Source organism: Vitreoscilla stercoraria DSM 513 (genome assembly GCF_000382305.1).
GTDB lineage: Bacteria > Pseudomonadota > Gammaproteobacteria > Burkholderiales > Neisseriaceae > Vitreoscilla > Vitreoscilla stercoraria.
The window spans coordinates 152,014-164,945 of sequence record NZ_KB908023.1 but is presented as its reverse complement, the minus strand read 5'-3'; the positions used below and the strand labels follow the sequence as shown (position 1 = coordinate 164,945).

Annotated in this window: 10 protein-coding genes and 1 rRNA gene; 5 read left to right on the top strand and 6 right to left on the bottom strand. The window is 43.8% G+C overall.

Annotated features, from left to right (window positions below):
- The first annotated feature begins 69 nt into the window (after nucleotides 1-69).
- Nucleotides 70-183 (top strand): 5S ribosomal RNA (gene rrf, locus H150_RS0106165).
- A 190-nt stretch (nucleotides 184-373) separates the two neighbouring features.
- Here rrf and H150_RS0106160 read toward each other — a convergent pair.
- Entirely contained in the window at nucleotides 374-631 is a 258-nt protein-coding gene (locus H150_RS0106160; protein ID WP_019958185.1) for a DUF2513 domain-containing protein, read from the bottom strand.
- Nucleotides 632-827: 196 nt separating this feature from the next.
- Between H150_RS0106160 and H150_RS0106155 the strand changes: the two genes are divergently transcribed.
- From H150_RS0106155 to H150_RS0106140, 4 genes are all read left to right on the top strand, one after another.
- Nucleotides 828-1,313, top strand: coding sequence for a Fur family transcriptional regulator (locus H150_RS0106155; protein WP_019958184.1), 486 nt, complete (start codon nucleotides 828-830; stop codon nucleotides 1,311-1,313).
- Nucleotides 1,289-2,230 (top strand): CobW family GTP-binding protein, encoded by a 942-nt coding sequence (locus H150_RS0106150; RefSeq protein ID WP_019958183.1) that lies wholly within the window; start codon nucleotides 1,289-1,291, stop codon nucleotides 2,228-2,230. Before H150_RS0106155 ends, H150_RS0106150 begins: the two co-directional genes overlap by 25 nt.
- 128 nt (nucleotides 2,231-2,358) lie before the next feature.
- Nucleotides 2,359-3,297, top strand: a complete 939-nt coding sequence (locus H150_RS0106145) for a 3-hydroxyacyl-CoA dehydrogenase NAD-binding domain-containing protein (protein ID WP_019958182.1) — start codon at nucleotides 2,359-2,361, stop codon at nucleotides 3,295-3,297.
- Nucleotides 3,298-3,442: 145 nt separating this feature from the next.
- Complete coding sequence (locus H150_RS0106140; RefSeq protein ID WP_019958181.1) at nucleotides 3,443-3,652, top strand: copper ion binding protein; 210 nt, start codon at nucleotides 3,443-3,445, stop codon at nucleotides 3,650-3,652.
- 64 nt (nucleotides 3,653-3,716) lie between these two features.
- Here the strand turns inward: H150_RS0106140 and H150_RS0106135 are convergent, their stop codons facing one another.
- The 5 genes from H150_RS0106135 to dnaN form a co-directional block, all read right to left on the bottom strand.
- Nucleotides 3,717-4,703 (bottom strand): cation diffusion facilitator family transporter, encoded by a 987-nt coding sequence (locus H150_RS0106135; protein ID WP_019958180.1) that lies wholly within the window; start codon nucleotides 4,701-4,703, stop codon nucleotides 3,717-3,719.
- A gap of 18 nt (nucleotides 4,704-4,721) precedes the next feature.
- On the bottom strand, nucleotides 4,722-7,970 hold the full coding sequence (locus tag H150_RS0106130; RefSeq protein ID WP_019958179.1) for an AAA family ATPase: 3,249 nt from the start codon (nucleotides 7,968-7,970) through the stop codon (nucleotides 4,722-4,724).
- A complete protein-coding gene (locus H150_RS0106125; protein WP_019958178.1) occupies nucleotides 7,967-9,196 on the bottom strand; it encodes an exonuclease SbcCD subunit D C-terminal domain-containing protein in 1,230 nt (409 codons plus the stop codon). Before H150_RS0106125 ends, H150_RS0106130 begins: the two co-directional genes overlap by 4 nt.
- Nucleotides 9,197-9,359: 163 nt before the next feature.
- Nucleotides 9,360-11,747, bottom strand: coding sequence for a DNA topoisomerase (ATP-hydrolyzing) subunit B (gene gyrB, locus H150_RS0106120; protein ID WP_019958177.1), 2,388 nt, complete (start codon nucleotides 11,745-11,747; stop codon nucleotides 9,360-9,362).
- Between the two features lie 76 nt (nucleotides 11,748-11,823).
- Complete coding sequence (gene dnaN / locus H150_RS0106115; RefSeq protein WP_019958176.1) at nucleotides 11,824-12,930, bottom strand: DNA polymerase III subunit beta; 1,107 nt, start codon at nucleotides 12,928-12,930, stop codon at nucleotides 11,824-11,826.
- Nucleotides 12,931-12,932 lie beyond the last annotated feature (2 nt).

Genomic DNA, 12,932 nt, shown 5'->3' with positions numbered 1-12,932 from the left:
TAGACAGTATAATACAGCCCTATTTCAAAGCTCTGTAACACAGACGGCTTTCTGATTTTAAAGTTTATGTTTGACGACCATAGCGAGTTGGTCCCACGCCTTCCCATCCCGAACAGGACCGTGAAACGACTTAGCGCCGATGATAGTGTGGATTACCCATGTGAAAGTAGGTCATCGTCAAACGCCCCATTCTAAAGCCCTGATGCAAACGCATCAGGGCTTTATTCATTCTTAAAGATAGCTTTAAATATAATACACATTCACATAAACAAGCGTCCTGTAAACTTTACAGGACGCTTGTTGGTTTAAATACAGATTATATTAATTCAATATTTTGGTATTTAATGGTAATGTAGCTGCATGCCTGTTTATTTCATATTGGTTCAGCGCGAAGGCTGTCTAAGAACTCATGTCCTTCCCATGTCATATTGATGATGTTAATATATTTTTCATTGCCATTAGACATCTTTTTACCGCTGATGAATTCCCGTTCGTATAATAATTGGCAATGATAATGAATTTGTTCAGTGCTAAAGTTCTCAATTTTAATTTGATTGGATGGAAGGGCGGCTGAGCCTTTCTCTTCGAGTATTAATAATATGGCATAAATTAAATTCCAATCACATTTCATATTGGCTCACTGGTTTAAAAATTAATGAAGTTAAAGTCTTTTTAAATTAAAATCAGATAGATTGATGGTTATTATAAAAGAAACAATGAGTCTGATATGTTGTTAAGTATCAAAATCATCCTTAGTGATTTGTCAGAGCAAGGGTGAAGCGGTATCATCTTTGGTTTGTGATCTATCTTGAAAAGGCTGTTTTGATTTGAATCCGAATCAGTTAAAGCAACAAATTTTGGCCAATTGTCGGCATCATAAAGCCCAAGTCACTGCATTGCGTGAGCAAGTCTTGGATTTGATTTTGGCAAAACATGGTGTCATTAAAGCATATGATATTTTGGCACAATTACAGGCTGCTGCTACTTCTATTGTGGCGCCGCCGACGGCTTACCGTGCTTTGGATTTTTGGGTCGAGCAAGGTGTTTTGCACAAAGTGGCAGCGGTCAATGGTTACATTGTGTGCCGCCATAGTGGTGAACACGAGCATCATGCCAGTGGACATTGTACACATGAGCCGCATGAGCAAGCGATTATTTTAGTATGCACACAATGTCATTCAGTCGATGAACAAAGAACACATGAATGGCAGCAATTACAACAAGGCCTGCAACGCACAGGTTTTCAATTAGATGACGAACACGTCGTATTAACAGGAATATGTCAGCAATGTCAGCAGCAAAACCCGAATTAAATACTATTGTCCATTTGTTCTCAGGATTCTTGGGAACGGGTAAAACTACCGCTATCAAATCTTTGTTGGCTCAAAAACCCGAACATGAAAAATGGGTCATTATTGTCAATGAGTTTGGAGAAATTGGCATTGATGGCGCGGTTTTGAGCGGAGATGAAGTGCCTGTGGCAGAGATTTCAGGCGGTTGTTTGTGTTGTGTGGCGGGACCACAAATGACTGTGACTGTGACCAAAATGTTGCGTGAAAACCGTCCTGATCGTTTAATCATTGAAGCGAGCGGTTTGGCGCATGCGGCCAGTGTGATTGATGAGTTGAACACACCACCATTGGCCAATTCTTTGACCGTTGGCGCGGTGTTTACGGTGGTGGATCCGAGCCAATTTATCGATTCTGATTTTAATTTGCAGGCTTTATACCAAGACCAAATTGGTGTGTGTGATGTGTTGGTGGCGAGCAAAGTAGATTTGTGCAGTGATGATGTGATGAACCGTTTTCGTGAACGTGCGGCAAAATTGTTCCCACCTAAGGCTTTTGTTGCTGAGGTGGACAATGCGCAAATGAAATTGGCATGGCTCGATACTGAAGTGATACAAAAACCACGTTATCGCATCACCTCTTTGCCTGACAATACGATGGGTTATCAAACTCAAGGTTTTACTTTCCCGCACACCAGTGATTTTGACGGTGAGCGTTTGACCCAATTTTTTGATGCGTTGCCAAGCATGACTGAAGGATTGGTACGTGCCAAAGGCGTGTTTCGCGTTTTGGGAACGCATGTATGGCTCAATTGGGTGGATGGTCATTGGGGTGCCAATCAAGTGTCGTGGCGACGAGATAGCCGTTTTGAGTTGATTGCCAAATCATTTGATGCGGATAAAATTGAAAAAGCGTTACAGGACGCTTTGGAACACCGTTAAATAAGAATCACAACAGGTCAGTGGGTGCTGACCTGTTTTTTTATGTCTGCGTTTTGAAACAAAATCATCATAAGGCTTTTCTGCAAGCCCTTAACAAAAATCTTTTTACATTTGTATGAGGAATTTCTATGCAATTTGAATCTATTAAAACAGTAGCGATTGTCGGTTGTGGTGTGATTGGAGCCAGTTGGGCGGCTTTTTATTTGGCAAAAGGTTTTGATGTGGTGGCCTATGACCCCGCAGAAGGTGCGCAACAGCGTTTGCAAGAATGGGTCAACACATTTTGGCAAGATTTGAGTGAAATGGGTTTGGTGGCAGGAGCCAGTTTAAACCGTTTGCGTTTTGAAACCGATTTGAGCCAAGCCGTACAGCATGCGGATTTTGTGCAAGAAAATGGTCCTGAACGCTTAGAATTGAAACAGGCTTTGTATACGCAAATGGACGCTGCCGCACCTACACAGGCGATTTTTGCGAGTTCTTCTTCAGGCTTGAAAATTTCAGACATTCAAAGCGTGTGCCAGCATCCTGAACGTGTGGTGTTAGGACACCCGTTTAATCCGCCACATTTATTACCGCTGGTAGAAGTCATTGGTGGTGCGCAAACCGATGCGGCGGTGGTGGAACAAACCATGGCGTTTTATCAAAGCTTGGGTAAAAAAGCGATTCGCATTCACAAAGAAGTGCCCGGACATGTTGCCAACCGTTTACAGGCCGCTTTGTGGCGTGAGGCGTTTTATTTGGTCGAGCAAGGCGTATGTTCGGCACAAGATGTTGATACGGCTATTACTGCAGGACCGGGTTTGCGTTGGGCATTGTTGGGTCCTTATTTGAATATGCAATTGGCGAACAATGCAGGTTTTGCCCATGCGATGGAACATTTGGGTCCACCGATGACCTCTTGGTGGAATGATTTGGGTTCGGTGACCGTGGATGAGGCTTTGATTGATACTTTGGATACCCAAGTTGGTGCTTGGTTAGAGAGTTTAGGCGGTGTGAATTTGCGCCAAGAGCGTGATACGGCTTTGCTGGGATTATTGAAATTGCGTGAAGCATCTCAGCTACCATAATAGTTTAAGATAATTTAATATATTGCTGGTATGCGTACCTCTTTATATGCAGTTATGATATGCTCAAAGCTCAAGAAGTCGCCATTCATATAATCAATGGTGATTGTCAATACACCACGTTAATGGCATTGTAAAGGATTTTAAAATGAGCAGTCGCATCTTGAAAGTACAAGGAATAACGTGCCAACATTGCGTTAAAGCCATTGAAAAACGTGTGAGTAAGCTCGATGGCGTGAGTGCGGTAGCTGTGAACTTGGCCAATGCGCAAGTGGATGTGCAATTTGATGAAAGCAAGGTCAGCTTGGCCAATATCCATGATGCGATTGTGGATGAAGGTTATGTAATCAATGATTAAATAAGTGAATGCCAAAGTTTGAACCATGAAAAAGCGACTTTTAAAGTCGCTTTTATTGATGGGGTTAATGTGTATGAGAATGTTCGTGTGTGGTTTCGTCATGTGAGTGGGAAGGGTTTTGGGATGCGGTGTGGCTGCAAAGAGCAGCTTCGTCATGCCCATGATGCAAGCTTTCGGCTTGCAAGGTCACATGTTGAACGCCTTGCGCTTGTAATAATTTTTCTAAACGGTGCAATACTTCTTGTACTTGGCTGATGCGTACATCTTCACGCATCACCAAGTGGCAAGTTAAAACGTGTTGACCGCTGGTAATGCTCCACAGATGCAAATCATGGATGTTGGCGATTTCAGCTTGGGACAATAAATTTTGGCGGATGACATCCATGTCCAAATTTTTGGGCGTGCCTTCCATTAAGACATGCAATGCCTCTTTCAGGATGCCATAGCCGCTTTTTAAAATCAAAATCGAGACCAACACACTGATTAATGGATCTGCCCAAGCCCAACCATAAAACTTGACTGCCAAAGCGGCAATGATGGCGGCTACCGAACCCAATAAATCGCCCAAAACATGTAAAAAAGCCCCGCGCATGTTCAAATTTTCTTCGGTATCACCACCTTTGAACATCATCCATGCCACAACAATATTGACGATTAAGCCGATAGTCGCGATGATGAGCATGCCTGTACTTTGTATGGGTAATGGATTGACAAAGCGACCTATCGCCTCGTAAATCACCCACACCGCGACCAAAATCAAGGTCAAGCCATTTAAAGCTGCCGCCAAAATTTCGAACCGTTGGTAGCCAAAAGTTTTGTTGGCATTGGCTTGTTTGCTGCCAAATTTAAAAGCCAATAAAGCGATGCCCAAAGCGATGGCATCGGACAACATATGTCCCGCATCTGACAGCAAGGCCAAACTGTTGGTCAATACGCCGCCTACTGCTTCAATCACCATATAGCCGCTGATGATTAAAAATGAATACCACAATATTTTTTGATTGTTGGTATGAGCGTGTCCATGATGGCTGTGGTCGTGGGAATGTGCCATAACAGCGTCCTGTAAAAGTTACGACAAATGGCTGATACCACTGCCTCGCAATGAGCTGACACCACCTTGACGTGGTTCAACCTGAATTTGGGTGCTGATGCGCTCTTTCAAAGCCGCAACGTGTGAAATGATGCCAATCATCTTACCGTCTTGTTGCAAGCTTGCCAAAGCATTCAAAGCCACCTCTAGCGCATCTTCATCCAAAGTGCCAAAGCCTTCGTCTAAAAAGAGTGATTCTATGCGAGTATTGTGACCTGAAAGCTGCGACAAGCCCAAAGCCAGTGCCAAAGACACAATAAAGCTTTCTCCACCAGAAAGATTTTTAGCCGACCGCACTTCATTGCCTTGAAATTGGTCAATGACATCCAATTGCAATAAAGCCTCGCTGTTTTGTTTGAGCAAATAACGCTCATTCATTTTTTGCAATTGGCGATTGGCTTGTTGCACCAAATGGTTGAAAGTCAGACTTTGCGCAAACACACGGTATTTTTTGCCATCGCTGCTGCCTATCAATTTGTAGAGATTTTGCCAACGTTGACACTCTTGCTGCATGGCTTGGATGCGTGCGTGGTGTTGGGCGAATTGCTGCTTGGCTTGCTCTTGTTGCTGTATTTGCTGCGCTAAAGCACCGATACGCTGGTTTTGGCTTTGATTTGCGTCCTGTAAACTTTTTAACTGTTGTTGTAACGTAGACAAATCCGTATTTTTGAGCGTCTCCATATTCAAAGCATCCAAAGCAGCTTGGTTGTGATGCATGCTTTGTTGCAATTGAATATGGGTATGCTCCCATTGTTTTTGTTGGGTGCGTAGCGCTTCCATCATATGCAAACTCAAGCATAAGCTTTGCCACTGCGCTTCGTCTTGAAATGCATGTTGTACCAGCAATTGTTGCCATTGATGCTGGGTTTGCTCCAATTCTTGTTGCCAAGATTGGGCTTGGGCTTGGGCATTGGTTAGGCGTTGTTGGGCTTGTGTGAGTTGATTGAGCGCCAGCTGCCAAGTTTGGTATTGCTGCTCTTGCTGCTTTTGAGCGTCCTGTAACATGGTTTGCCATCTATTTTGGGCTTGTTCTATGCTTTGCGTTCCCAATAATTGTTGGCGTTGTTGCTGTAAATCTTGTTGCTGATTTTGGCTGTCTTGCATCTGGGTTGCCAATTGTTGCAAGCGTTCACTATCTTTTTGCAATTGTGGCAATAAGTGTTCAAGGTCTTTGTTTAACAAAGCCAATTTTTCTTTGTAGCTTTGTTCTTTTTGAGCATGATTTTGATATTGTTCGATGCGTCGTTGTAGTTGCTCAAAAGCTTTATTCCAATCAACATGTTCAGGCAAGCCTATTTCTTGCCATGAGTGTTGCAATTGATTGAGCAGATGATCGGATTGTTGTTGGGTGTTTTGGATTTCTTGGTGAATACTGAGCAATTGGATACCCCACTCACGTTGCTCTTGTTGCAATTGTTGGGTTTGTATTTGTTTGAAATCGTATTGTTGTTTGAGCGTGGCATAATTGGTTTGTTTACCGTGAATACGGCGCTCGTGTTCTTGTAGATGTTTAAAAAAACTGTCTAATTCTTGTAAGCGTTCTTGGGTGGCAGACATGCTTGGAATCACATGTTCATTGTGAATATAAGGATGGCTGGTCGCACCACACAAAGGGCAGGCGTCACCATCGCTTAGATGCTGGCGTTCGGCTTCAAGTGATTCAATTTTGTGTAGCAATCTTTGCTGTTGTAATAATAAATCTTGCTCGGTTTGGTATTCAGAAATGGTTTTGTCGCCCAGTAACAGCGCAATGGCTTGCTCTTCTTGCGTAATTTCTTGTAATAATTGCTGTTTGCGATCAAATGTGTGATGAATGAATGTTTGCAATTCGTGTTGCGAACTTTCATGTCGGGCAATATTTTGTTTGAAAAAATTTTGTTGTTGTTGCCAAGACTCCAGTTTAGACGCCAAAATTTGAATGTCTTGCCATTGTTTTTGCCCTGTCGGCAGCCATTTTTGGGCTTGCGACAAATATGGATGTTCGTTTGCCCAATCATGAACCGCTTGCAATTGTTGCTGTGCTTGTTCACATTGTTGACGCAAATTGATTTCGGCTTGTTGCTGTTGTTTATGATGTGTTTTTAAATCTTGTTGCTGCGCAGTGATTTGGTTTTGTTGTTGTGCTTCTGATCGCAAAGCCGCATCTAAAACCGCTGCGTGTTGCCATTTTTTTTGTTGAGATTCCGTTTGTTGAGCATGTTCTTGGTATTGTTGCAGTGTCTTTTGGTAATGCGTCAGCGCAACATCAATTTGTTCTTGTAAAGGTGGCAATGCATTTTGTAATTGCGCCATATCGGTTTGAGCCGTATTTTGGCGTTGGCGCAAATGTTCTAGGTGTTGAAAATCCGCTTGCAACACTTGCGCTTTTTCAGCGACCTGTAAACGCTGTACATCTGCTTGCATCGCTTGTTGGGCTTGTTCGTGAGCTTGCCATTGTGCGGTCAATAATTGCTGTTGCGTGTGCAGTTTGGCGTGTTGTTCGTGGGTATGAATGTGTTGGCGTGTTTGCTCTAAGGCATACTCGGTTTGGGCATTGTCTTGTTGGGTTTGTTGCCATTGTTGTTGAATCTGTTGCAGCGCATCATCGTCGAGCAAAACCACCGCATTGGCAGCGGCCTGTAATAATTGCAACTGGCTTTCAGCTTCGCGCTTATTCATATGCACTTGCTTGGAAATGGTTTCGTAGATTTCTGTGCCTGTGATTTGCTGCAACATATCAGAACGTTCATCTACGCTCGCTTGTAAAAAAGCAGCAAAACTGCCTTGAGCCAACAAAACTGAGCGGGTGAAGCGTTTGAAATTCAAATGGGTGATGTCTTCGATGGCGGCAATGGTGCGGCTTTTCTTGTCTTCAATGATGTTGCCGCTGATGGCATCGGCCAATTCGTGTTTGCTGTCTTGCAATTTGCCGGTTTTGAGCTTGCGTGCGCGGGTTTGGCTCCACGTACTGCGGTATATTTTGTCGTCTACTGCAAAAGTCACTTCTGCCAAACATTGTGCTTGGTGGCGTGACATGATTTCATTTTCGCTTTTGCTGATATTGGCTAGGCGTGGTGTTTCACCAAACAAGCCTAAGCAAATGGCATCTAAAATAGTCGATTTACCTGCACCTGTGGGACCTGTAATCGCAAACAAACCGTTTTGTACATAATCTTCATGTTCAAAATCAATGTGCCACTCACCGACCAAAGAGTTGAGGTTTTGGAAACGCAAACGTAATATTTTCATGAATCAGCATCCTGTTGCTGAATTTGTTGTAACACCTGTTGGTGGCTCAGACGCAAAGCGGTTTTTTCAGTATCAGCAATGTCGTGTTGCTGCAAACAAGCATCAAACACTTCTTCTGGGGTCAAATCGGGTAGGGCGTAAACCTCGGTTTGGTGTGGTAAGACTTGGTGTATGAATTGGCGATTGTGTACACGTAAAATCGTCACCACACTGTTTTTCACCAAATCATGCAATTGTTGGCTCAAATCCGCCACCATTTCATTGCCTTGGTAAACCGCTTCAATATAGATAGGCTGCGCTTGGGCTATCAAATATTGTAATTGTTGGCGCAAGCTCGCTTCATTGCCGGTAATGCGTTTTAATACATGAAACACAGGAATGTCGATGCAATGAATTTGAGGTGAGCGTCCTGTAAAAGTCACTGACACCACTTGTTTTTGTTGTCCAGCCTCGCCAAAACCCATGGCAATAGGAGAGCCGCAATAACGAATGTGTTCGGTCTTGGCGACGGTTTGTGGCACGTGCAAATGACCCAATGCCACATAATCAAAACCTGCAAACACATCCACGCCAATATGAGCGAGCGTGCCCACATACAATTCACGCACACCATCGGCATCTATCGTCACGCCGCCTTGGGTGAACAAATGCCCCATCGCGATGATGGGAATGTCTGCTGCCAGTTGTTCACGTATGTTTTGGGCATGTAGATAAATGTTTTGGTAATGCTGACGTATGCCTTGTAATAAAGCTTGTTGTTTGTTGTCTATGCTTTGGTTTTCTAAATTCAAACGCACATCTCTATCACGCAAATACGGTACGGCGCATACAATGGCCATTGGTGTATGGTCGGTGTGCCGCAATACCAAGACTTCATCTTCCAAATGTTCGGTCGCAGCGCCAATCACCGTTACGTTCAAGGCGCTTAATAATGATTTGGGCGCATTCAAAAAGCTAGCTGAATCGTGGTTACCACCGATAATCACAATATGTTGACATAAATTTTCAGCGGCGCAATGGGCTAAAAATTGGTAATACAATTCTTGGGCAGCATGATTGGGTGTGATGGTATCAAACACATCGCCTGCAATGAGCAAAACATCGGTATGTTGAGCTTGCATGGTTTGTTGTAGCCATTGTAAAAAGGCTTGAAATTCAGCGTGGCGGTTTTGACCATACAATTGACGACCCAAATGCCAATCTGAAGTGTGCAAAATATGAAGCATGGCAGCCTTTGAAAATATTGAATAAAAATATTATGGGAGCATGTTGTATAAGCTTAACAGCATTATGCAGGCTGTCAAAGCTTACTTAAGCTTTTATCCTAAAAACATAAAAAGCGTCCTGTAAATGTTTTACAGGACGCTTGATGACAGTCTGAATAAAAGATTAGATATCGATTTCCGCGGTCAAAGCATTGTTTTCAATGAAGGCGCGGCGAGGTTCTACTTCATCACCCATTAAGGTGACAAAAACTTCATCAGCAGCAATGGCATCGTCGATTTTCACTTTCAACAAGCGGCGCACGTTCGGATCCATAGTGGTTTCCCACAATTGTTCAGGATTCATCTCACCCAAACCTTTGTAGCGCTGAATCGATAAACCACGTTGTGCATCGGCCAATAACCAATCCAAAGCTTGGGCAAAAGAATCGACAGGGATGGTTTTATCACCTTTGTGCAAAACCGAACCGCTTTGAATCAAGTCTTTCAAAGTGACCGCCATTTGTTTGATGGACTGGTAATCTTTGCTTTCCAAGAAACCTTGGGTCAAATAAGTGACCATGGTATTGCCATGTAAACGGCGGGTGATTTTGATTTTGCCAAAGTGTTGCTCATCGCCTGCAATCGCATCAAAATGGATATCAGGGTCGGTAACATGTTGCTTTAACAACGCCTCGGCCTGTACCAAATCTTCGTTGGTGGCAAAGGAAATCTCAGGCATGTAAACCAATTGTGTCAACACAGCATGGTCTACTGCACGGCTTTCGCGATTGATAGCGCCACGAGTGAGCATGAATTGTTTGGCAATAGTCGCCAATGCTTCGTCTTCTAAGACTTGTTCGCCTGAAACAATTTTGGCGTTTTGCAAAGCGGAATTGAGCAAAAATTGGTTCAATTCAAAATCGTCTTTCAAATAACGCTCTTGCTTGCCGTGTTTGGCTTTGTACAACGGTGGCTGAGCGATATAAATATGACCACGCTCGACCAATTCTGGCATTTGACGGTAGAAGAACGTTAACAACAAAGTGCGAATGTGTGCGCCATCGACGTCGGCATCGGTCATGATGATGATGCGGTGGTAGCGCAATTTTTCGATATTGTATTCGTCTTTGCCAATGCCACAGCCCAAAGCGGTGATTAAGGTCGCCACTTCTTGGCTGGCAAGCATTTTTTCAAAACGGGCTTTTTCCACGTTCAAAATCTTGCCTTTTAAAGGCAAAATGGCTTGGAATTTGCGATCACGCCCTTGTTTGGCAGAGCCGCCCGCAGAGTCACCTTCGACCAAGTACAATTCTGACAAAGCAGGGTCTTTTTCTTGGCAATCTGCCAATTTGCCTGGCAAGCCCAAACCGTCCATCACGCCTTTGCGACGGGTGATTTCACGTGCTTTGCGCGCTGCTTCGCGCGCACGAGCGGCATCCACGATTTTACCCGTGATGATTTTCGCTTCGTTTGGATTTTCTTCCAAAAATTCTTTTAAGGACGCATTGATGACTTCGTTGACCAAAGGACCAATTTCGCTGGAAACCAATTTGTCTTTGGTTTGTGAGCTGAATTTCGGATCTGGTAATTTTACCGATAACACGCAAGTTAAACCTTCGCGCATGTCGTCACCCGAAGTTTGTACTTTGGATTTTTTAGAAATGTCGTTGTCGTCAATGTACTGATTCAATGTGCGTGTCATCACTTGGCGCAAAGCGGTTAAGTGTGAGCCACCATCGCGTTGTCCGATGTTGTTGGTGAAGCACAAAACTTGCTCTTGATAAGAGTCGTTCCATTGCATCGCTACTTCCACGCTCATGCCATCTTCAGATTCTCCTGTGGCGTAGAAGATTTTTTCATGCAAAGCGGTTTTGGTGCGGTTGATGTATTTGACAAAGCCCGCGACACCACCTGAAAACGCAAAATCTTCATGGCGACCATCACGTTTGTCGAGCAACTCAATGGCCACGCCATTGTTCAAAAATGACAATTCACGGATGCGTTTTGCCAAAATATCAAAATTGAACACCACTTTGCCAAAGGTCTCTTCGCTGGCTAAAAAGTGCACGCGCGTGCCTTTTTTCTCGGTGTCGCCAATCATTTTGGTTGGTTGCACCGTTTCACCACGGTTAAACTCAACAAAATGTTCTTTGCCATTGCGATAAATATTGAGGGTCAACCAATCGGACAAGGCATTGACCACAGACACGCCCACGCCATGCAGGCCGCCTGAAATCTTGTAAGAGTTGTTATCAAACTTACCGCCTGCATGCAAAATCGTCATGATGACTTCAGCAGCCGAGCGGTTTTCTTCAGGGTGCATGTCGGTTGGGATGCCGCGACCGTTGTCTTCCACAGAAATGGAATTGTCTGCATGAATCGCCACAGTGATGTGGTCACAATGGCCTGCTAAGGCTTCGTCGATGGCATTGTCCAATACTTCAAACACCATGTGATGTAAACCACTACCGTCTTGGGTGTCGCCGATGTACATGCCCGGACGCTTGCGTACTGCGTCCAAACCTTTTAATACTTTGATACTGTCGGCACCGTATTCTTCTGGTTGAGTCATAAGTCACTTTTTCTCTAAATCAATAAACCACAAAGGCGTCCTGTAAAGGTTTACAGGACGCATGACTTCACAAAGTTTAGATGCGCATTGGCATTACGATGTATTTGAAGTCAGGATTGCCTGGAATGGTAAATAAAGTTGATTGGTTGGCATTGCCAAATGCCAATTGGAAATCTTCTACTTGTACGTTGCGCAATACATCCATCAAGTAAGTGATGTTAAAGCCCACTTCCAAAGCTTCGCCTTGGTAAGCAATTTCTAAATCTTCTTGCGCTTCTTCTTGTTCGTTGTTGCTACACAAAATGCTCAATAAGCCTGGTTTGACTTGCAAACGCACGCCACGGAATTTCTCATTGGCTAAAATAGCAGCACGCTCCAAAGCACCTAATAATAAAGTGCGATTGAGCAAGAAAATTTTGTTGTTGTCTTGTGGAATCACGCGCGTGAAATCAGGGAATTTACCATCAACCACTTTGGACACAATCACCGTGTCACCACTGATGATGCGCACTTGGTTAGACAACAATTCAATGCTGATTTGTGCATCAGGATTGCCCAATTGTTTGAACAATTCCAAAATGGTTTTGCGAGGGACGATGACTTCGGTTTTAGGCAAGTCAGCGTTTTCCAATGACACACTGGCCAAAGCCAAACGGTGACCATCGGTTGAAACCAAGCGCAATTGATTGCCTTCGGTTTGCAACAACAAACCATTCAAATAATAGCGAATGTCTTGAATGGCCATCGCGTATTGCACTTGTGACAACATCAATTTTAATTGGTCTTGTGGTATGTCAAAGCGTGCGCTGATTTCTTGCGCCACGTTCATGGTCGGGAAATCTTCGGCAGGCAAGGTTTGCAAATTAAAACGTGATTTGCCTGCAGTCAATGTCAAACGGTTGTCTGCCCAGTCCAATTTGATAATGGCACTTTCAGGCAAAGCACGCAAAATGTCTTGTAACTTTTTAGCGCTGGTGGTGATGCGAAAATCTTCGGCATTGGTTGCAGGACCTGAAGTGTTGATTTGGATTTCCAAATCGGTTGCCAATAATTTGGTTTGACCTGCTTGTGCTTCAATCAACACATTCGACAAAATCGGCAAAGTGTGACGGCGTTCTACAATGCCGGTCACGGTTTGTAATGGTTTTAATAATTCGTCGCGAGTTGCTTGTAAAATTAACATAA